General features: G+C 65.9%; 18 protein-coding genes. 11 read left to right on the top strand and 7 right to left on the bottom strand.

Going from position 1 to position 19782, the window contains the following annotated elements; all coding sequences use genetic code 11:
• Position 1 precedes the first annotated feature (1 nt).
• The 6 genes from ACJJVR_RS03390 (at position 2) to ACJJVR_RS03365 (ending at position 10219) form a co-directional block, all read left to right on the top strand.
• Positions 2-874, top strand: a complete 873-nt coding sequence (locus ACJJVR_RS03390) for a carbohydrate ABC transporter permease (protein ID WP_405402263.1) — start codon at positions 2-4, stop codon at positions 872-874.
• Positions 864-1718 (top strand): carbohydrate ABC transporter permease, encoded by an 855-nt coding sequence (locus ACJJVR_RS03385; RefSeq protein WP_405402261.1) that lies wholly within the window; start codon positions 864-866, stop codon positions 1716-1718. The genes ACJJVR_RS03390 and ACJJVR_RS03385 overlap by 11 nt, the downstream gene beginning before the upstream one ends.
• 3 nt (positions 1719-1721) lie before the next feature.
• Positions 1722-2828 (top strand): ABC transporter ATP-binding protein, encoded by a 1107-nt coding sequence (locus ACJJVR_RS03380; RefSeq protein ID WP_405402259.1) that lies wholly within the window; start codon positions 1722-1724, stop codon positions 2826-2828.
• Between the two features lie 14 nt (positions 2829-2842).
• Positions 2843-3769, top strand: coding sequence for a glucokinase (locus tag ACJJVR_RS03375; RefSeq protein WP_405402258.1), 927 nt, complete (start codon positions 2843-2845; stop codon positions 3767-3769).
• Positions 3770-3881: 112 nt separating this feature from the next.
• Positions 3882-5741 carry an autotransporter assembly complex family protein gene (locus tag ACJJVR_RS03370; RefSeq protein ID WP_405402257.1) on the top strand — a complete coding sequence of 620 codons (1860 nt, stop codon included), beginning with the start codon at positions 3882-3884 and terminating at the stop codon, positions 5739-5741.
• Positions 5741-10219 carry a translocation/assembly module TamB domain-containing protein gene (locus ACJJVR_RS03365; RefSeq protein WP_405402255.1) on the top strand — a complete coding sequence of 1493 codons (4479 nt, stop codon included), beginning with the start codon at positions 5741-5743 and terminating at the stop codon, positions 10217-10219. Before ACJJVR_RS03370 ends, ACJJVR_RS03365 begins: the two co-directional genes overlap by 1 nt.
• Here ACJJVR_RS03365 and ACJJVR_RS03360 read toward each other — a convergent pair whose 3' ends face one another.
• A complete protein-coding gene (locus ACJJVR_RS03360; protein ID WP_405402253.1) occupies positions 10220-11812 on the bottom strand; it encodes a PAS-domain containing protein in 1593 nt (530 codons plus the stop codon). It abuts the gene before it with no gap.
• 65 nt (positions 11813-11877) lie between these two features.
• Positions 11878-13224: an ActS/PrrB/RegB family redox-sensitive histidine kinase gene (locus tag ACJJVR_RS03355; RefSeq protein ID WP_405402251.1), complete on the bottom strand. Its 1347-nt coding sequence runs from the start codon at positions 13222-13224 to the stop codon at positions 11878-11880.
• A gap of 92 nt (positions 13225-13316) precedes the next feature.
• Between ACJJVR_RS03355 and ACJJVR_RS03350 the strand changes: the two genes are divergently transcribed.
• The 3 genes from ACJJVR_RS03350 (at position 13317) to ACJJVR_RS03340 (ending at position 14973) form a co-directional block, all read left to right on the top strand.
• On the top strand, positions 13317-13946 hold the full coding sequence (locus ACJJVR_RS03350) for an SCO family protein (protein ID WP_405402250.1): 630 nt from the start codon (positions 13317-13319) through the stop codon (positions 13944-13946).
• A gap of 78 nt (positions 13947-14024) precedes the next feature.
• Entirely contained in the window at positions 14025-14576 is a 552-nt protein-coding gene (locus tag ACJJVR_RS03345) for an ActR/PrrA/RegA family redox response regulator transcription factor (protein ID WP_405402248.1), read from the top strand.
• Between the two features lie 85 nt (positions 14577-14661).
• The gene (locus tag ACJJVR_RS03340; RefSeq protein WP_405402247.1) at positions 14662-14973 is read left to right on the top strand and encodes an H-NS family nucleoid-associated regulatory protein; all 312 of its coding nucleotides are present in this window, start codon (positions 14662-14664) and stop codon (positions 14971-14973) included.
• A 54-nt stretch (positions 14974-15027) separates the two neighbouring features.
• Here the strand turns inward: ACJJVR_RS03340 and ACJJVR_RS03335 are convergent, their stop codons facing one another.
• The 3 genes from ACJJVR_RS03335 to ACJJVR_RS03325 are packed head-to-tail and all read right to left on the bottom strand — an operon-like array spanning position 15028 to position 16754.
• Positions 15028-15636 carry a hypothetical protein gene (locus tag ACJJVR_RS03335; protein WP_405402246.1) on the bottom strand — a complete coding sequence of 203 codons (609 nt, stop codon included), beginning with the start codon at positions 15634-15636 and terminating at the stop codon, positions 15028-15030.
• A 5-nt stretch (positions 15637-15641) separates the two neighbouring features.
• Positions 15642-16157, bottom strand: coding sequence for a protein-export chaperone SecB (gene secB / locus ACJJVR_RS03330; RefSeq protein ID WP_405402244.1), 516 nt, complete (start codon positions 16155-16157; stop codon positions 15642-15644).
• Positions 16158-16214: 57 nt separating this feature from the next.
• Positions 16215-16754 (bottom strand): FxsA family protein, encoded by a 540-nt coding sequence (locus ACJJVR_RS03325; protein ID WP_405402243.1) that lies wholly within the window; start codon positions 16752-16754, stop codon positions 16215-16217.
• A 111-nt stretch (positions 16755-16865) separates the two neighbouring features.
• Here ACJJVR_RS03325 and ACJJVR_RS03320 point away from each other — a divergent pair, with 111 nt between their 5' ends.
• Complete coding sequence (locus tag ACJJVR_RS03320) at positions 16866-17528, top strand: Tim44/TimA family putative adaptor protein (RefSeq protein WP_405402241.1); 663 nt, start codon at positions 16866-16868, stop codon at positions 17526-17528.
• The gene (locus ACJJVR_RS03315; RefSeq protein WP_405402239.1) at positions 17528-18145 is read left to right on the top strand and encodes a Smr/MutS family protein; all 618 of its coding nucleotides are present in this window, start codon (positions 17528-17530) and stop codon (positions 18143-18145) included. Before ACJJVR_RS03320 ends, ACJJVR_RS03315 begins: the two co-directional genes overlap by 1 nt.
• A 51-nt stretch (positions 18146-18196) precedes the next feature.
• Here ACJJVR_RS03315 and ACJJVR_RS03310 read toward each other — a convergent pair whose 3' ends face one another.
• Together ACJJVR_RS03310 and hslU are read right to left on the bottom strand one after the other, a co-directional pair.
• Positions 18197-18376: a PLDc N-terminal domain-containing protein gene (locus ACJJVR_RS03310; RefSeq protein ID WP_405402238.1), complete on the bottom strand. Its 180-nt coding sequence runs from the start codon at positions 18374-18376 to the stop codon at positions 18197-18199.
• A 61-nt stretch (positions 18377-18437) separates the two neighbouring features.
• Positions 18438-19745: an ATP-dependent protease ATPase subunit HslU gene (hslU, locus tag ACJJVR_RS03305; RefSeq protein WP_405402236.1), complete on the bottom strand. Its 1308-nt coding sequence runs from the start codon at positions 19743-19745 to the stop codon at positions 18438-18440.
• Positions 19746-19782 lie beyond the last annotated feature (37 nt).

Below are 19782 nucleotides of genomic sequence, written 5' to 3'. Positions count from 1 at the left end.
AATGGAATGGCTTGAACGCAACGTGCCCAAGGTCGTCTTGGCGCCGTCCTTTGTGGCGATCCTGGTCTTTGTCTATGGCTTCATCGCCTGGACGGCCTGGATCAGCTTTACGCGCTCGCGGCTGATGCCGCGCTATGAACTGGACGGTGTGACGCAATATCAGCGCCTGTTCGACGCTCCCCGGTGGGACGTGGCGATGAACAACCTGTTCATCTTTGGCGGCCTGTTCATCGTGATCTCGATGGTGATCGGCCTGCTGCTGGCGATCTTTCTGGACCAGAAGATCCGGGCCGAGGGCGTTCTGCGCACCATCTATCTGTATCCCATGGCGCTGTCGCTGATCGTGACGGGCACGGCGTGGAAATGGATCCTGAACCCGGGCCTGGGCATCCAGCAGGCGATCCGCGGATGGGGGTTCGAGAGTTTCACCTTCGACTGGCTGATCAGGCCGGACATGGCGATCTATACTGTCGTGCTGGCCGCCGTCTGGCAGGCCTCGGGGTTCGTGATGGCGCTGTTTCTGGCCGGCCTGCGGTCGGTTGACGGAGAGATCATCCGCGCGGCCCAGGTCGACGGCATTCCCACGCACCGCATCTATTCCGCGATCATCATCCCGACGATGGCGCCGATCTTTCTGTCGGCCTTCATCGTGCTGGCGCATCTGGCCATCAAGGCGTTCGACCTGGTCATCGCGCTGACCGGCGGCGGACCCGGCTATGCCACCGATCTGCCCGCGACCTACATGTACGCCATGGCGTTTTCACGCGGCGATCTGGGGCAGGCGGCGTCCAGTGCCATGATCATGATGATGGTCATCTTTGCCATCGTGGTTCCCTATCTCTACAGCGAATTGAGGCCGCGCCATGACAAGTAAGACCATGTTGCGGTGGGGCCTGTACGGGATCCTGATCCTGTTCGCCCTGTTCTATCTGATGCCGCTGTTCGTCATGCTGACGACATCGCTGAAATCCCTCGAGGAAATCCGCACCGGCAGCCTGCTGTCCCTGCCGCGCGAAATCACGTTCGCCCCCTGGGCCGAGGCCTGGTCGACCGCCTGCGCCGGCACCCAGTGCGAGGGCCTGCGCCCGTTCTTCTGGAACAGCGTCCTGATGGCCGTGCCCGCGGTGATGATCTCGACCATCATCGGGGCGCTGAACGGCTATGTATTCGCGCAATGGAAATTCCGCGGCGCGAACTTGTTCTTTGCCGCGATCCTGTTCGGCTGCTTCATCCCGTTCCAGGTGGTCCTGTTGCCGATGGCGCAGATGCTGGGCCTGATGGGAATTGCGGGCACGATCCCGGGGCTGATCTTCGTTCACGTGATCTATGGCCTGGGCTTCACCACGCTGTTCTTCCGCAACTACTATGTCAGCATCCCACAGGAACTGGTGCGGGCGGCCAAGGTCGACGGGGCAGGGTTCTTTCGCATCTTCTGGTCGATCTTCCTGCCCATCTCTCTGCCGATCATCACCGTGTCAGTCATCTGGCAGTTCACGCAGATCTGGAACGACTTTCTGTTCGGCGTCAGCTTCAGCGGGGCCGGGTCGCAACCCGTGACCGTCGCGCTGAACAACATCGTCAACTCCACCACCGGCGTCAAAGCCTACAACGTGGACATGGCCGCGGCGATCATCGCCGCCCTGCCCACGCTGCTGGTCTATGTCGTCGCCGGCAAATACTTCATCCGCGGCCTGACCGCCGGCAGCGTCAAGGGATAAGCCATGCCCATTCTGGAAATCGAACACCTGCAGAAAGCCTATGGCGACACCCATATTCTGCACGACATCAACATCAGCATCGAAGAGGGCGACTTTCTGGTCCTGGTCGGCCCGTCGGGCTGCGGCAAGTCCACGTTGCTGAACTGCATTGCCGGGCTGGAGCCCATCAGCGGCGGCAATGTCAGCATCGCGGGCCGCAACGTGACCGGCGTCAGCCCAAAGGACCGCGACATCGCGATGGTGTTCCAGTCCTATGCCCTCTACCCGACGATGACGGTCGCCAAGAACATCACCTTTGGCATGAAGGTGCGCGGCGTCGACAAGGCCACCCAGGCCACCAAGCTGGCCGAGGTGTCGCGCCAGCTGCAGATCGAGCCGCTGCTGGACCGCAAGCCGGGTCAGCTGTCGGGCGGCCAGCGTCAGCGCGTCGCCATGGGGCGCGCCCTGGTCCGCGACCCCGCGCTGTTCCTGTTCGACGAACCGCTGTCCAACCTGGACGCAAAACTGCGCGTGTCCATGCGGACCGAGATCAAGAAGCTGCACCAGGACCTGAACGCATCCATCGTCTATGTCACCCATGATCAGATCGAGGCGATGACGCTGGCCACCAAGATCGTCGTCATGAAGGGCGGCGTGATCCAGCAGATTGGCACCCCGGCGGAGATCTACAACCGTCCGGCGAACATGTTCGTGGCCGATTTCATGGGCAGTCCGGCGATGAACCTGATCCCGGCCCGCGTCCGGTCCGAGGCCGGCCAGACCCGGATCGAGATCGACCGCCCCGGCGACACGCCGCTGGTCATCACCGATCCGGTGGCCCGCGACCTGCCCGACCAGATCGTGCTGGGCGTGCGCCCCGAGGACATCCACGAGGCGACGGGCAACGCCCACCTGCCCGGCACCGCACAGGGTGCGGGCGGCGACGTGATGATCGACATCGTGGAACCGGCAGGTGCCGACACGTTCGCCGTTACCCATCTGGGCGGCAAGGCGGTCACCGCGCGGTTGCGCGCCGAAAGTGCAGTGCGGGCGCGCCAGCCGTTTCCGCTGGCATTCGACCTCTCGAAAGTGTCGTACTTCTCGCCTAAGGACGGGGAACGGCTGAACTGAAAAGGGGTGACAGCATGGCGATGCTTTTGGGCGATGTGGGCGGAACCAATGCGCGGCTGGCGATCGCGCGCAACGGTTCCATCGATGCCAGCACGGTCACCCGCTTTAAGGGCGACGACTTTGCCAGCTTCGACGACGTGGTGCGCCAGTTCATGGCCGAACAGCACCAGCCTACCATCTCGTCCATGTGCATCGCCGTGGCGGGGCCGGTCAGCGGCGGGCGCGCGCGGCTGACCAACCGCGACTGGTCGTTCGACGAGGACAACCTGGCGCGGCTGACCGATGCCGACCAGGTGCGGCTGATCAACGACCTGTCGGCGCTGGGCTATTCCACCCCGGCGCTGGCGGGCGAACAGCTGGGCACGCTGCGGGCCGCCCCCGCGACCCGTGCCCGCAACGGGCAGGCGCTGGTCGTGGGACTGGGCACCGGCTTCAACGTCTGCGCGGTGCGCGTGCTGCCCGGCGGCGCCATCACCGTGCTGGAGGCCGAGGAGGGGCACACCCACCTGCCCGCCAACATCATGGCCCGCCTGATCGACCGGGCCGGCGCCGACGCCGCGGCCGGGTTCTTTTCCACCGAAGAGACATTCGCCGGACGCGGGCTGTCGCGCCTGCATGCCGCGATGACCGGCACCGACCCCATCCGCAGCGAGGACATCGCCCGCGCCGCCGAGGCGGGCGATCCGGCCGCCACCGCGACCTATGACCTGTTCGCCGAACTGGTCGGCCTGCTGTGCCGCGAACTGTCACTGCGCTTCATGCCGCTGGAGGGGCTGTTTCTGGCTGGCAGCGTCGGCCGCAGCATCGCCGACCGCATGGCGCTGTTCGAACCGGCCTTTCTGGGCGAAAGCCACATGCGCCATATCCCTGAAAACACGCCGGTCTTTTTGATCCGCGACGATATGGCGGCGCTGCACGGCTGCCTTGCAGCACTAAGCTAGGGTCCGCCGATCCCGCAAAGGTTAACCGCTGATCCGGGAAAATGCCCAAAGATTGCTGGCTTTGCCCGGTCGATCCTGCTTGAATTGCCGCAAGCAAAAGACAGGGCGGGCAATGCGGGCATATCTTCGGGCGATCCTGGTGGCAGGGACGGCACTTGGCGCGGCAGGTGCCGCCATGGCACAAAGCAGCTCTCCGTTTTCGGGCCTGTTCGGCGGCAGCAGCGAGGCCGAGGGCCCCGTCGCGCTGGATATTCAGGTCGCCGGCGGGGACGAGGATCTGACAAGCCAGATCCGCCAGTCGCTGTTGCTGACAGGTGCGCTGAACGAGGATCGCACCACGGGTCAGGACGTGCTGGCCGCCGCGCGGGGCGATTACGCCCGCGTTTTGGGCCTGTTGTACGACGAAGGGTTCTATGACGGCAGCGTGACCATCACCCTGGACGGGGTCGAGGCCGCCGAGGTAGCACCGCTGGACGCGCCCGAACAGGTGTCGCGCGTGGTCGTCGCGGTCGATCCCGGCCCGATCTTTCGCTTTTCCCGCGCGCAGATCGCCCCGATAGCCCCCGGGACAGAGGTCCCGGCCGACTACGCCACGGGCGAGGTCGCGGGCACCGGCGTCATGCGCAGCACCGCCCTGGCCGGGGTCGACGACTGGCGCGCCTATGGCCATGCCAAGGCCGACATCGCCGACCAGCAGATCGTGGCCGATCACGACGCTGATCAGGTCGACAGCCGCATCGCGCTGGCCCCTGGTCCCGCCGTTACCTTTGGCCGCCTGACCGTCAGCGGCAACCAGCGCCTGAACGAGCGCCGCCTGCGCAAGATCGCCGGTTTCCCCGAGGGCGAGCGTTTCGACCCCGAGGAACTGGAGACCGTGCGCCTGCGCCTGCGTCGCAGCGGCGTCTTTTCCGCCATCACCCTGCAGGAGGCCGAGACGCTCAGCCCCGGCGACACGCTGGACGTGGATCTGGCCGTGGTCGAACAGGCCCCCCGCCGCATCGGTGCGGGGTTCGAGATCTCGACCATCGACGGGGCGCTGGTGTCCGCCTATTGGATGCATCGCAACCTGCTGGGCGGGGGTGAGCGTCTGCGCATCGACGGCAGCATCAAGGACATCGGGTCGGAAACCAGCGACCGCGACGACGAACTGACCATCCGCCTGGAACGCCCCGCCACGATCACCGCCGACACCACCGCCTATGTCGAGGCCGAGGTCGCGCAGATGCGCGAAGAGGATTACGACGAGGATCTGGCCACTCTGGGGTTCGGCGTAAGCCACATCTTCAGCGACCGCCTGACGGCTGACGCGGCGCTGGAATACCAGTACTCGCGCGTCTTTGATGCCAACGGGCGCACCGATTTCAAGGTTCTGGCCCTGCCGATGGATGTGATCTGGGACCGCCGCGAGGATCAGAACAACGCCAAGCGCGGGTTCTACCTGTCCGCCGAGGTGACGCCCTTCAGCGGGTTCGAGGATACCGGCTCTGGTGCGCGCGTTCTGGCCGAGGGGCGGGCCTTTCGGTCCTTTGGTGCGGATGACCGGATCACCCTGGCGGGCCGGGCGCGGGCAGGATCGGTCTTTGGCGGCGAGCTGGAGACCACGCCGCGCAACTATCTGTTCTTTTCAGGCGGGGGCGGCACCGTGCGTGGCCATCCCTATCAATCCCTGGGCGTCGAGGAGATCGCGGGTCCCGACGGGCCGATCAAGACCGGCGGCCTGTCGGTCGCCAGCGCCACCGCCGAGGTCCGGTTCCAGGTCCGTGAAAAGATCGGCGTGGTGGCCTTTGCCGATTACGGCCAGGTCTGGACCGACGACGCGTTCGGCGGCGAAAGCGGCGATCATGCGGGCGCCGGTCTGGGCGTACGATACGACACGCCGATCGGACCGCTGCGGTTCGACGTGGCCGGGCCGGTCAGCGGCGATACCGGCAACGGCGTTCAACTTTACCTTGGATTGGGGCAGGCATTTTGATGCGCACGTTCTGGATCACCGCCTTTGCCGTCCTGTTCCCGATGGCCGTGCTGGGCCAAAGCGCCGCTGAAATCAGCGCCGAGGGCGACAGCGACCGCGGCTTTCTGACCGGCCTTCTGGAAAGCAACCTGTCCGGCGACGGCCGTGAGGTCGTGATCGAGGGGTTCGAGGGCGCCCTGTCATCACGTGCGACGTTCACCGAATTGCGCATTTCGGATGAGGATGGCGCCTATCTGACCCTGCGCAACGGCGCGATCCAGTGGAACCGCAGCGCGCTGTTGCGCCGCCGGATCGAGATCGCAGAGCTGTCCGCGGCAGAGATCCTGCTGCCCCGCCTGCCCGCATCCGGGGAAACGGACGTCCAGGCCGAGGCCCCTGTTTTCGCGCTGCCGGAATTGCCCGTGTCGCTGAACATCGAACAGATCAACGTCGAACGTGTCGTGTTGGGCGAACCCGTGATCGGGGTCGAGGCCGCGCTGAGCATCGCCGGCGGCATCAGCCTCGAGGGCGGAGAGGGCACGGCCCAGCTGACCATCGATCGTCTGGACGGCCCGCGCGGACAGTTCGTTCTGGACGCGGGCTATGGCAACGAGACGCAGATCCTGCGCCTGAACCTGGGTCTGGACGAGGCTGCGGACGGCCTGTTGGCGAACCTGGTCGGCATTTACGACAAACCCGCCCTGACTGCTCAGATCAGCGGCGAAGGTCAGATCAGCGATTTCGCCGCCGACATCCGGCTGGCGACCAATGGTCAGCCCCGCATCACCGGACAGGTCAGCGCCAGCGGCGAGACCGGCACCGACGGCGCCCCCGGAACCGGGTTCCGGTTCCAGCTGGGCGGCGACGTGGCATCGTTGCTGCGCCCGCAGGACCGGGCCTTTTTCGGTGAGGACACCCAGCTGCTGGCCGAAGGCTGGCGGGCCGAAACGGGGCGTCTGGACATTCCCCGCCTGGACATCCGCACCGAGGCGCTGCGCATTGCCGGGTCGCTGTCCACCAACGACCAGTCCGCACCCCAGCAGGCCAACCTGCAGGTGACACTGGGCCGTGACGCCGGCGCGACCCAGGTTCCCGTGCCCCTGCCTTTTGCCGGCGAAGGCGCGACGGTCGATTCCGGGCGGCTGACCTTTGACTATGACGCGGCACAAGGCGACGGCTGGCGTCTGGACGGCGGCATCGGCGCGCTGAACCTGGATGGCGTGGCGCTGGGCGCGCTGGATTTGGCCGGGCGCGGCCAGATCTTTCTGAACGAGGGCGCCCTGTCCCGGGTGATCGGTGCCCTGGACTTTGCCGCAGAGGAGCTGGATTTCGACGACGCCTCTCTGGACGAGGCCGTGGGTGCACAGGTCCAGGGTCGGACCGGGTTCAATTTCACGCCCGGCAACGCGCTGGAAATCACCAACCTGCGGGTTCGCGGCGCGGATTACGGGCTGGACGGCAATTTCCTGGTGTCGGGTCTGGGCAGCGGCATCACCCTGTCGGTGGATGCGGGCGCCCGATACACCGACCTGGCGCGCCTGTCGGGCGTCGCCGGACGGCCCCTGACCGGCAGCGCCGATGCCACGGTCGAGGGCTATTATGTCTTGCTGAACCGAAGCTTTGACATCGACGCGCGTGTGTCGGGCCGCGACATCGCGCTGGATCAGCCACAGCTGGACCGGTTGCTGGACGGCGAATCCACCATCCTGCTGCAGGCCCGCCGCGACGAACTGGGCGTGGAGATCGAGGATTTCCGCGTCAACGCCAACCAGCTGACCGCCACCGCACAGGGCCTGATCAGTTCGACCTCCAGCAACCTGCAAGCGCAGGTGTCGATGCCGTCGCTGGCGGATGCGGGGGCGGATCTGGGCGGATCGCTGGAGGCTACGGCGGAACTGAGCGGCCCCCGGGATCAGCGCCGCCTGACCGTGAATGGCCAGGCGCAGGACCTGCGCATCGGCATCGAGGCGTTGGACAACGCGCTGAGCGGGCGGACAGACCTGACCGCCAATGCGCTGCAGACGGCGCAGGGCTTTGAACTGGAGGATTTCCGGCTGGCCAACCCGCAGCTGAACGCGGATGCCCAAGGCAGCTTTGCCCAGGGCGCGCTGGACGCGGTGGCGCAGGTGGCGGTCGTGGACCTGTCATCGATCCGCGCCGACTGGTCGGGCGGGTTTCAGGCCCGCGCCACGCTGCGCGAGGAGGATGGCGCACGGCTGATCGACGTGACCGGCAGCGGGCAGGACCTGTCTATGGGCGCGTCGGGGGCGGACGGCGCGTTGACCGGAACCACCCAACTGGCGCTGCAGGCGTCGGAACGCGATGGTGTCGTCACGATCTCCGAAGGGCGGCTGTCGAACGATCAGATGCGCGCGGTGGTGCAGGGGTCCTATGGTCCGGGCGTCACCGACCTGACCGGGGACGTGAACGTGGCGTCGCTGGCGCCGTTCGGGCCGGGCTGGCGCGGCAGCCTGCAGGCGCAGGGCAGCTTTGCCGAGGCCGGCGACGGCATCCGCAATCTGACCGTGACCGGGACCGGACGCGATCTGTCATTCGGTCAGGCGCAGGTGGACGGTGCCCTTGCGGGCGAGACACGCCTGTCGGTGACCGGCACCGAACAGGGCGGCATCTTTACCATCGACACGGCGCAGGTGGAAAACCCGCGCCTGTCGGCCAGCGCCACGGGCCAGGTCGGCGCTGGCGCGACCGATGTCGCCGCAACGCTGAACGCGGGGGATCTGCGGTTCCTGGGCAGCGGCATCAGCGGTGCGGTCCAGGCCGATGCGCGGCTGACCGATGACGGCACCACCCGCCGGGTCGAGGCATCGGGCACGGCCAGCGGCCTGTCCCTGGGCCAGCCGCAGGTCGATCCGGTCCTGGCGGGACAGACCCGGTTCGACGTGGCCGCCAGCCAGGGGGCCGAGGGCATCTCGGTCCAGCGGCTGAACGTGACCAACCCACAGCTGCAGGTGACGGCGGACGGGGCGCCCGCGACGGGCATCACCCTTGACGCGCGGCTGGCCGATCTGGGCCTGATCGTTCCCGAATTTCCGGGTGCCGTCGCGGTGACCGGCACGGTGCGTGAAGAGGGTTCGAACTTTGCGGTCGACCTGCGCGCCACGGCGCCGGGCAGCACCGACCTGCGCATCGCGGGCACCGCGGCGCGCGACGGCTCGACCGTCGATCTGGGCATCGACGGCAGCGCCGATTCCGCGCTGGCCAACACCACGTTGCGCACGCGCAGCGTGTCGGGGCCACTGGCGATCAATCTGCGCGTCCAGGGCGCACCATCGCTGCAGGCGCTGTCGGGACAGGTGCGCCTGACGAACGGCCAGCTGGCCGATCCGGGCCTGGGCGTGCGGCTGGACGGGATCGACGTCACCGCAGGCTTTCAGTCCGGGCGGTTGCAGATCGAGGGGGCGGCCAACGTCCTGGCCGGGGGACGGGTGACACTGTCCGGACCGGTGGATCTGACGAACGGGGCGGCCGACATCTCTGTCGCGCTGGCGCAGGTCGTGTTGCGTGACCCGAACCTGTACCAGACGGTGATCGACGGTCAGGTGCGGTTCAGCGGGAACTCCACAACGGGCCAGACCCTGTCCGGCCGCATCGACCTTGGAGAGACCGAGATTCGCATTCCGTCGACCGGACTGGGCGGCGCGCGCGCGATCCCCGACATCACCCATGTCGGCAGCCAGCGTCCGCCTGTGCGCGCCACCCGGGCCAAGGCTGGGTTGGAACCCTATCCCAGCCAGGCGTCGCGTGATGCGGGCATGTCTGGGCCGGCGGCGGTGCCGGGCCGTCCACCGGCGCTGGACCTGGTCATCAATGCGCCCAACCGGGTGTTCATCCGGGGCCGGGGGGTCGACGCCGAACTGGGCGGCGGCTTTCAAATCCAGGGCACGACACGCAACGCGATCCCGGTCGGAAATCTGCAGTTGATCCGCGGTCGGGTCGACCTGTTGGGCAGCCGCTTCAACCTGACCGAAGGTCTGGTCGAGCTGCAGGGCAGCCTGATCCCGGTCATCCGCCTTGTCGCCGAGACCGAGCGGGACGAGATCACCACCCGCATCATCATCGACGGAGAGGTCAGCGACCCCGAGATCACCTTTGAATCCTCTCCGGACCTGCCGCAGGAAGAGGTGCTGTCCCAGCTGTTGTTCGGACGCGGCCTGGACAGCATCAGCCCGCTTCAGGCGGCGCAGCTGGCCAACGCCATCGCGGTGCTGGCCGGGCGTGGGGGCGACGGGATCATCAGCAACCTGCGCGAAAGCGCGGGCCTGGACGATCTGGACCTGACCACCGACGACGAGGGCAACATCGAGCTCCGGGCCGGACGCTATCTGTCCGAGAACGTCTATACCGACGTGTCCGTGGGCGAGGGCGGGCGATCGTCGATCAACCTGAACCTGGACATCACGCAGTCGCTGCGGGCGCGAGGATCAGTGGGCAGCGATGGCGGCAGCTCGCTTGGGGTGTTCTTTGAGCGGGACTATTGATCAGTCGGCGCCAATCGCGCTGGACAGGGCGCGCATGTCCTCGGGCGCGCCCTGGGGCATCACCTGCCCCGAGGCGACACCGAACCGCAGCATCCGCCGTCCACCCGACAGGATGGTGACGGTCCAGCCGATCAACTGCCCCTGCGGGCCGGCCATCGCGCCACTGACGCGTGCGGCATCGACATTGTGCAGTGCGTCACGCAGGGCGGCGAACCCGCGTCCTGCAGGGGCCGCGGCTTCCCATGTGGTGATGGCGTCCGCCAGGCTGGCCGGAGGTGCCCCCCACAGCCCACGATAAGCTTGGTTCGACAGGACCAGCTGACCGCTGTTGGAAAAGACCACCAGACCGTCCTCCAGCCCGTCCAGGACATGTGCACCCAGCAACAGTTCGGCGCGGAATTCACGGGTCAGCGACATCTCCGAGGTGATGTTCTCGAACAGGAAGGCCACCGCGCCGTTGGGGTGGGGGCGGCCCGTGACGCGATAGGTCTGCCCACCCGGCAGCGACCAGGTCTCTACGTGGTGGCCGGTGGCGGCGGCGCTTTCCAGGTTGGCCATATGCTGGCGCCAGCTGCGATAATCCTTGGGTTCGGGCACCATCCGTTGCTCGCGAAGCTGGTCCAGAAAATCAAAGAGGGACGGACGTGTCGTCAGAAAGCCCGTCGGCAAACTGGTCAGGTCGATCAGCGCCGGATTGAACAGCTGCAGGTTCCGGTCCTGGTCAAAGATGGCCAGCCCGATGGGCAGGTCGGCGAATGTCTTGGTCAGCGTCTGGACAAAGTCGCGCAAACTGCGTTCGGCCCGGACTGCGGCGTCCGCGGGCAGCGCGAACATCATCACGTCGCTGCCCATCCGGTGGCTGTGGCAGTCGTACCACGACACCGCGCCCTGATCCTCCAGGCCGGCGCGGCGGGTGGCGGTTCCGGCGCCCGGCACCGGACGCGGGGCGTCCAGAAGGCGCGGCAACGGCCAGCCAAGCGCCTCGTCTGACCTGGCCTCGGCGCGGCGCAGATAGGCGGCATTGGCCCAGGTCACGCGATCGTCGGCGTCCAGGCGCCAGACCAGCATCGGCGTCTCGTCCAGTGCGCCGCGCAGCAGGTCCAGCTCTTCCTCCATTGCCTGCAGGGACATCGAATCAACGACGATGCCAGCATGCTCTGCGCCCGGATCGGTGACGCTGAGACGCCACAGCCGATCGCCCAGATCCTCGGCCACAAGGCGCAGGGTCGCACTGCCCTGTCCCTGCTGACCGACCAGTTCGATCCGGCCGATGCGGGGCAGCATGTCCAGGCGTTCGGGTGCATCGGGAAAGCGGGGGCCGATCCAGCGCATCAGACGCAGCCAGTCATCCTCCGGCCCGCCCATGCGGTCCAGCAGCGCGCGTGCAGGAGGGGTCGCATCGATCAGGCGTCCGGCGCGGAACAGGAACACCATCGGCTGGACCTTGCCGTCCATCGCGTGTCCCGCGCGGACCGCTCTGCCCTGCCCAGTCTGGCGGCGATCCCAGAACCGGATTGCCGCCACCGCCAGAAGAACCGATGCCGTCCCGCACAGGACCGCCATCGCCACAAGACCCGCACCTTGAATATCCACCGCAAATGCCCCTTTCCATTCGAAGGGACCATAATCCGGTGTTGATTAACAGGGCGTTAAGAAACTCACGCGTCGAAGGTCGGATTGTGGGCCAGTGCGATGCGGTCCTGAGCGCGGATGCGGTCCAGCGGCCAGCGCACCGATACCATCGCCCCCGGCCCGCCATTGGCAAATGTCAGCCGCGCACCCGACCGTTCCAGCAGGGTCTTGGCGATGAACAGGCCAAGGCCCATCCCCTCATAGCTGCCGCGCTGCGCCTCGGCGCGCCGGGTCAGATAGGGGTCGCCGATCCGCGACAGCAGGTGCGGCGGATAGCCCGGCCCGTCGTCGCGCACGGTCACGACCAGCGCGCCCTGGGTCACCTGTGTTTCAATCACCACGCGGCTTTCGGCAAAATCGACGGCGTTCTGAATCAGGTTGCGCAGCGCGTGGATGATGGCCGGATCGCGGTGGATCACCGGGCCTTCGGCGTGGATTTCGATCAGGGGGCCGCGGTCCATGTGGGGCTGGGCCGCATCCTCCAGCACGGCGCGCAGGGGGGCCGCGCGCATGTGCAGGTCGTCCTTGCCCGCGCGGCCCATGCTGCGCAGAATCGCGGCACAGCGGTCGGCACTGTCGCGCAGGGCGATGGCGTCGGCATGCAGGTCGGGACGGTCGCGCAGCTCATCGGCCAGCTCGCCGGCGATCAGCTTGATGGTGGCGAGGGGCGTGCCCATTTCATGCGCGGCGGCCGCCACGACACCGCCCAGATGCTGCAATCGCTGTTCGCGCGACAGGGCCATCTGGGTTGCGAACAGCGCGCCCGAGGTGTCCGACAGTTCCCCCGTCACCCGGTGCGCATAGCCGGCAAAGAACACCACGCCGATGACCAGCGCGACCCAGTGGCCGACAGCCAGGATAGGCTCCATCCGCAGGATCTGGCCGTCGGGGTCCCGCAGGGGCAGCCCGAATACCGCCGCGACCGAAATCAGCGCCACCGTGGCCAGCCCCAGGGCCAGCACCTGACGCGCGTTCAGCGACGCGGCGGCGATCGTCACTGGGGCCAGCACCAGCAGCGCGAACGGATTGGCCATCCCCCCGGTCAGCGCCATCAGCGTCGAGATCTGAACAAGATCGAACGACAGTTGCCGCACCGCACGCCTCGGAGAGGTCCGTTTCGGCGGACGCAGGAACAGCCACAGGTTCATGGTGATCGACGACGCGATCAGCAGGATGATCGGCAGTTTGACAAAGCCGATGCCCATCATCCATGCGACGATCACCGCCGCCATCTGGCCCCCGATCGCGAACCAGCGCAACAGCACCAGCGTCCGCATTCGGATCGGTTCGGCCTTTGGCGTATCGATCGGAGGGGTCATCGACTGATGCAGGTCGGGGTCGGCGCTGTCGTAGGGGTGTGTGGATGTGGACATCGTCGACCCTTGCTGCGACATTGCCCAACCTTGATACCTGCGCGCCGATGGACGATCAATGCGGGCATTTGACACGCAAAGGAGGCCCGCCAATGACGGACCGAAAAATCCTGCTGATCGGTACTGCGGCCGCTGTCGGCATTCTGGCAGGTGGCGCGCTGTTCCTGGCGATGCGCCCGGGCGACGACCAGTTTGCACAGTGCAGCGGCAGCAGCGTGGCAGGGGGCATGGACGCCTTTGGCACCTCCTTTACCCTGACGCGTGATGACGGCCAGCGCGTCACCGACCAGGAGGTCTTTGACAAGCCCAGCCTGCTGTACTTTGGCTATACGTTCTGCCCTGATGTCTGTCCTTTGGACAGCGCCCGCAATGCCGAGGCCGAGGCTCTTTTGACAGAGGCCGGAGCGGACGTGCAGACCGTCTTTGTCACCGTCGATCCGCGCCGTGACACCCCCGAGGTTCTGGCGGATTACACCAGTCTTTTTTCAGACCGCATGATAGGCCTGACCGGAAGCGATCAGGAAATCGCCGCAGTCAACAAGGGCTGGCGTAATTACTTCAAGCTGAATGACGAGGAAGACAAGGAATACTATTTGGCAGACCATATGGCCAATACCTATCTGGTGATGCCGGGCGGAAAGACTGTTGAATTCTTTTCGCGTGAAACCACGCCGGAACAGATGGCCCAGACTGTCGCTTGTTATACAGACGCCTCGGTCTGAAGGCAGTTTGTCGCACAGGGTTTGATATCCTGCGCATGATTGCCCATTTGCTCTTAAATATCGTGAAAAGGCTCTCGGATGGATCAGTTGAACGCACAAATCGGCCCCGACGCTTCGCTGTTGCTGGTCGACGATGACGAAATCTTTCTGACCCGGCTGGCGCGCGCGATGGAAAAGCGCGGGTTTCAGCCCGAAACCTCGCTGACGGTGGCGGGGGCCATGCGGCTTATCGAACGCCGCGCACCTGCCTATGCGGTGGTCGATCTGCGGTTGGAGGATGGTAACGGGCTGGACGTGGTCGAGGCACTGCGTGAGCGCCGTGCGGATGCAAGGATCATCGTTCTGACCGGATACGGTGCCATCGCCACGGCCGTCGCGGCAGTGAAAATGGGGGCCACGGATTATCTGGCAAAGCCCGCAGATGCGAACGACGTCACGTCCGCATTGCTGTCCAGCGGTGAATTACTGCCGCCTCCGCCGGAAAATCCGATGTCCGCGGATCGCGTCAGATGGGAGCATATTCAACGCGTATACGAACAATGCGAACGCAATGTCAGTGAAACTGCGCGCCGCCTGCATATGCATCGCCGGACACTGCAACGCATTCTTGCCAAGCGCGGACCGCGATGAAGATTTACATATATATATTGATTGATTATTGAAAATGGTTATATCGGCTAGGAATTAACCTTTTCCAATATAGAAACCGGAACAAATGAGCATCGACTTCGACACCATGTCTCTCAAGGAAATGCGCGAACTGCGGACAAAGCTGGACCGCGCGATCAACTCCTATGAGGACCGCAAACGGCGCGAGGCCCTGACCGCGGTCGAGGAAGCCGCGCGCGAGCACGGCTTCAACCTTGCAGAACTGACGGGCGCCAAGGCGCGCAAGACCGGGACGGTCGCGCCGAAATATGCCAACCCGCAGGATCCGACGATGACCTGGACGGGTCGCGGCCGCAAACCGCGGTGGGTCCAGGAAAGCCTGGAAAGCGGCAAGGACCTGGACGATCTGCTGATCTGATCCACGCCGGACTGACGTGACCGAAGGGGGGCCATCGCGGCCCCCTTTCGCATGTCAGTGCGCCTTGTCGATCAGGGCGATCAGGTCGGCAAACCGCGCCAGATAGGCCGCACGGGTCTGTGCAGGCGGACGCAGGGTGATCTGCAGGTCGGGCAGCATCTGCGCATCGGGGATGGGAAACAGGCGCCGCGCCTCGGGCAGGGCAAAGCCCGCGATGGTCACGGCCTCCAGCCGGGCAGAGACCCGGTCGGCGGCCTTGATGCGGCGTTTGACCGCCACGGGCAGCGTCGCGGGCAGCCCGAATCGTCGGTGGATGGCCGAGGTCAGCCGTTCGTCCATTGCCCCGTATTCGCGCCCCAACGCCGCCTTGACCGGAGAGATCATGTCCCCGATCACGTATTCCGGTGCGTCGTGCAACAGCGCCGCCAGCCGCCAGCACGGATCGCCGCCGGGGTTCAGCCCGTCGAAGATCTGTTCCACCAGCAGCGAATGTTCCGCCACCGAATAGGGCCAGTCGCCGTGCGTCTGGCCGTTCCAGCGGGCGACAAAGGCCAGACCGTGGGCGATATCCTCGATCTCGATGTCAAAGGGCGTCGGGTCCAGCAGGTCCAGCCTGCGGCCCGACAGCATCCGCTGCCAGGCACGCGATGCGGGCTTGGCCATGGGGCCTAGGACAGCCGCTGGTCGGCCGGTGCCGTCTGTGCGGTCTGTGCGCGCCGTGCCAGTTCCTGGCGGTACAGGGCCACGAAATCGACCGGGTCCATGTTGAACGCCGGGAATCCCCCGTCGCGCGTCATGTCCGAAATGATGCGCCGCACATAGGGGAACAGCATGCGGGGGCATTCGATCATCAGGAACGGGTGCAACTGGTCCTGCGGCACGCCGTCGATCTGAAAGACCCCTCCGTAATCCAGTTCCGCCAGAAACAGCGTCGCGCCATCGCCCTTGTTGGTCGAGGTGACGCGGTACTTGGTGATGACCTCGAACTGGGTGTCGCTGCCGCGCTTGCGGGCGTCCAGGCTGACCTGGACGGTGATCTCGGGCTGAACCTCGCCCTGGGGGGCGCCCTTCTGCGCGACGGCGTTCTCAAAGGACAGGTCGCGGATGAACTGCGCCATGATCTGCATGCGCGGCTGTGCCGCTGCTGCGGGTTCTGCGCCGTTCTGCGGGGTGTCTTCGGCCATTGTCCTACCTTTGTGATGCGGATTTGCGCCGACTTGTAGCAGGCCGGTCGCCGGCCCTCAATGCCGGGTCCAGCCGGATCCACGTCCCGGCCGCGACGGACCTGTATCGTCGGTATCCTCCAACGGCAGATCGACGGGAGGGCGCCTGTCGTCACCGGTGGCGATGAATTCGCCGTCGATCACGCCCTTGTCATAGGGCGGGCGATGAGGATCGCGGCGCATCGTCGCAGTCTGTACCCGGACATGCGATCCCCGCAAGCGTCGGGCAACGCGGGCCATCAGCATCGTGCGAACCGGGGGGATCAACAGCAGCAACCCCAGAGTGTCGCTGAAGAAGCCGGGCAGCAGCAGCAGCAGTCCGGCGGCGATGATCATCGCGCCATGGGCCAGTGGACGCGATGGATCGCGCATGGCGTCCAGGCTGTGCTGGATCTGCATTCCGGCACGCGCGCCCTGACTGCGCATGATGGTGACGCCGGCCATCGCCGACAGCAATACCAGCGCCAGCGTGGACCAAACCCCGATCAGACCCCCGACCTGGATGAACAGCGCGATCTCGATGATCGGCACCACCAGAAACATGGCGATAAGCCGCATGTGAATTCCCCTTCCTGCCGGCGCGGAAACTGGACTTGCGCCGAGGCACTCCCTACATAATGGTCAGACCGCCCGATACCAACGACCCGTTATGACCCAGAGGTTGCCTGCATGTCCAACCCGCTTCTTCAGCTGATCGTCCTTGCCGGGATTGCGATCTTTCTGATCCTAAGGCTGAAAAACGTTCTTGGGACGCGCGACGGCTTTGAGCCGCCCGAGGTCGACCAGCCCGTGGCCGCCGCGAAGCCCACCCGATTTGAGGTCATCGACGGTTCGGTCGATGACGTCGATCACGACATTCTGGACCACACCGATGCCGGTAGCGCCGCTGCCAAGGCATTGGCCGCGATGAAGCGGGTCGACCCGTCCTTTGGGCTGCGCGATTTTCTGGGCGGTGCGCGCAACGCCTATGAAATGATCCTGATGGCATTCGAACGCGGCGACCTGTCCGAGGTGCGTCCGTTTCTGTCCGATCCCGTGGCCGAGGCGTTCCAGTCGGTCATCGATCAGCGTATAGCCAATGGCCAGACAGTCGAGGCGACGTATCTGGGCACCCGCGATACGGCACTGGCGGCGGCAGAGTTCGACCCCGCAACCGGGCTGGCGGAAATTTCGATTCGTTTCGTCGGGGAATTGATCGCGGCGACCCGCGACGCCGACGGTACGGTGATCGATGGCGATCCCAAGGCCTCGCGCAAGCAAAAGGACACGTGGACCTTTGCGCGCCGCATGGATCAGGACGATCCGAACTGGCAGCTTGTCGCGACAAGCTGATGCGCCGGCGCAGGGGCCTGACCCCCGAAGACCGGGACCTGTGGTCCCGCGTCGCCAGAACCGCAGAGCCGCTTGACCCCAAGCGCAAAGGACAGGCCGCCGATCTGGCGGCCTTTTCCGCATTCGTTGTACCGCCGGCGGTGGCCCAGCCCGCCCCGACACCGCCATCGCCGCCGCAATTGCCGGCCCGGTTCCGCGTCGGTCAGGCGGCCAAGCCCGCCAGCCCCGTCGTCGCGCGTCCCCAGACCCCGGCAGAGCGTCTGTCACAGGCCGGGCTGCGCATGGACGCCCGAACCCATCGCAAGATGAGCCAGGGCAAGCTGCGCCCCGAGGCCCGGCTGGACCTGCACGGCCTGACATTGGCCGCGGCCGGGCCGGAGTTGGTGCACTTTATCCTGTCATGCCACGCATCCGGCCTGCGGCTGGTGCTGGTCATCACGGGCAAGGGCCGCGGCGATCACGGTCCGCTGCCGACGCGTCCGGGCGCGTTGCGCCATCAGGTGCCCTATTGGCTGCACAGCCCACCCCTGGCGGCGGTGGTGCAACAGGTGACGGCCGCGCATTTCCGCCATGGCGGCGACGGGGCCTATTACGTGTATCTGCGTCGCACGCAATGAAAAACGCGCCCCCGTTGCCGGAGGCGCGTTCGTCACGTCGGTGCGGTCACGTCACATTCTGACGTTTGATTTGGGCCCCGCGAAATACCAGATGATCAGGCCGACCACTGGCAGAATCACGATCAGCAGGATCCACAGGATCTTGGCTTTGTTGCTGGCACCGGTGTTGATGATCTGTGCGATCGCCCAGACATCCAGTGCAAAGATGATGATACTGAAAAGCCAACCCATGTGATCTGTCCCCTGCTGTGTTCAGCCAGCCAACACCACAGGCTGGCCACAGGTTCCCCCGTTACAGGACATAGCGTGACAGATCGGTCGACCGCGACAGGTCGCCCAGATGGCGTTCCACGAAGTCGGCATCCACGCTGACAGACTGTCCGCTGCGGTCGGGGGCGGTAAAGGACAGCTCCTCGAACACCCGCTCGATCACCGTGTACAGCCGCCGCGCGCCGATGTTCTCGACCGAGGCGTTGACCTCGGCCGCGATGCGGGCCAGCGCCGCGATGCCGTTTTCGGTGAAATCAACGGTCACGCCCTCGGTCTGCATCAGTGCGGTGTACTGGCGCGTCAGGGCGTTGTCGGTCTCGGTCAGGATGCGGATGAAATCCTCCTCGGTCAGGGCCCGCAATTCCACCCGGATCGGCAGGCGGCCCTGCAGTTCGGGCAGCAGGTCCGACGGTTTGGCCACATGGAATGCGCCCGAGGCGATGAACAGGATGTGGTCGGTCTTGACCGCGCCGTATTTCGTGCTGACCGTCGTCCCCTCGATCAAGGGCAGCAGGTCGCGCTGCACGCCTTCGCGGCTGACATCGCCGCCACGGGCCTCGGCGCGGGCACAGACCTTGTCGATTTCGTCGATAAAGACGATGCCGCTTTGCTGCACGGCCTCCAGCGCGGTGGCCTTGACCGCGTCATCGTCCAACAGCTTGTCCGCCTCCTCGGCGATCAGCATCTCATAGCTTTCCGACACGGTGACCTTGCGGCGCACCTTGCGCCCGCCGAACGCCTTCATCAGGCCCGACAGGTCCATCATGCCGCCGATGGGCTGGCCCGGCTGGCCGGGCATCTCCATCCCGCCAAGCGGGTTCGAATTGTCCTGAACCTCCAGCTCGATCACCGTATCGTCCAGCTCTCCACGCTTCAGCTTGTCGCGGAACATCTGGCGGGTGCCGTCGCGGGCATCCTTGCCGGCCAGCGCCTCGACCACACGCTCCTCGGCGGCCTTGTGGGCGCGGGCCTTGACCGCCTCGCGCATCCGCTCGCGGGTGTCGATCATCGCGGCGTCGGCCAGATCGCGGATGATCTGTTCCACGTCGCGCCCGACATAGCCCACCTCGGTGAACTTGGTCGCCTCGACCTTGATAAAGGGCGCGTTGGCCAGTTTGGCCAGGCGGCGGCTGATCTCGGTCTTGCCGACGCCGGTCGGCCCGATCATCAGGATGTTCTTGGGATACACCTCGTCGCGCAGGTCGTCGCCCAGCTGCTTGCGCCGCCAGCGGTTGCGCATGGCCACGGCCACCGCGCGCTTGGCGTCGCTCTGCCCGATGATGAACCGGTCCAGCTCGGATACGATCTCGCGGGGGGTCAGGTCACTCATGTCGCTCTCCACGGGGTCCGGCGCCGTGCACCGCGCG

The organism is Paracoccus sp. Ld10, from assembly GCF_045064235.1.
Lineage (GTDB): Bacteria > Pseudomonadota > Alphaproteobacteria > Rhodobacterales > Rhodobacteraceae > Paracoccus.
This window is presented reverse-complemented; position numbering and strand designations above follow the sequence as displayed.

Excerpts from the sequence above, each read along its gene's own strand:
- ACJJVR_RS03390 (WP_405402263.1), top strand. The coding sequence starts at position 2 with ATGGAATGGCTTGAACGCAACGTGCCCAAGGTCGTCTTGGCGCCGTCC.
- ACJJVR_RS03385 (WP_405402261.1), top strand. The coding sequence starts at position 864 with ATGACAAGTAAGACCATGTTGCGGTGGGGCCTGTACGGGATCCTGATC.
- ACJJVR_RS03380 (WP_405402259.1), top strand. The coding sequence starts at position 1,722 with ATGCCCATTCTGGAAATCGAACACCTGCAGAAAGCCTATGGCGACACC.
- ACJJVR_RS03375 (WP_405402258.1), top strand. The coding sequence starts at position 2,843 with ATGGCGATGCTTTTGGGCGATGTGGGCGGAACCAATGCGCGGCTGGCG.
- ACJJVR_RS03370 (WP_405402257.1), top strand. The coding sequence starts at position 3,882 with ATGCGGGCATATCTTCGGGCGATCCTGGTGGCAGGGACGGCACTTGGC.
- ACJJVR_RS03365 (WP_405402255.1), top strand. The coding sequence starts at position 5,741 with ATGCGCACGTTCTGGATCACCGCCTTTGCCGTCCTGTTCCCGATGGCC.
- ACJJVR_RS03355 (WP_405402251.1), bottom strand. The coding sequence starts at position 13,224 with ATGTCCACATCCACACACCCCTACGACAGCGCCGACCCCGACCTGCAT.
- ACJJVR_RS03350 (WP_405402250.1), top strand. The coding sequence starts at position 13,317 with ATGACGGACCGAAAAATCCTGCTGATCGGTACTGCGGCCGCTGTCGGC.
- ACJJVR_RS03345 (WP_405402248.1), top strand. The coding sequence starts at position 14,025 with ATGGATCAGTTGAACGCACAAATCGGCCCCGACGCTTCGCTGTTGCTG.
- ACJJVR_RS03340 (WP_405402247.1), top strand. The coding sequence starts at position 14,662 with ATGAGCATCGACTTCGACACCATGTCTCTCAAGGAAATGCGCGAACTG.
- ACJJVR_RS03335 (WP_405402246.1), bottom strand. The coding sequence starts at position 15,636 with ATGGCCAAGCCCGCATCGCGTGCCTGGCAGCGGATGCTGTCGGGCCGC.
- secB (WP_405402244.1), bottom strand. The coding sequence starts at position 16,157 with ATGGCCGAAGACACCCCGCAGAACGGCGCAGAACCCGCAGCAGCGGCA.
- ACJJVR_RS03325 (WP_405402243.1), bottom strand. The coding sequence starts at position 16,754 with ATGCGGCTTATCGCCATGTTTCTGGTGGTGCCGATCATCGAGATCGCG.
- ACJJVR_RS03320 (WP_405402241.1), top strand. The coding sequence starts at position 16,866 with ATGTCCAACCCGCTTCTTCAGCTGATCGTCCTTGCCGGGATTGCGATC.
- ACJJVR_RS03315 (WP_405402239.1), top strand. The coding sequence starts at position 17,528 with ATGCGCCGGCGCAGGGGCCTGACCCCCGAAGACCGGGACCTGTGGTCC.
- ACJJVR_RS03310 (WP_405402238.1), bottom strand. The coding sequence starts at position 18,376 with ATGGGTTGGCTTTTCAGTATCATCATCTTTGCACTGGATGTCTGGGCG.
- hslU (WP_405402236.1), bottom strand. The coding sequence starts at position 19,745 with ATGAGTGACCTGACCCCCCGCGAGATCGTATCCGAGCTGGACCGGTTC.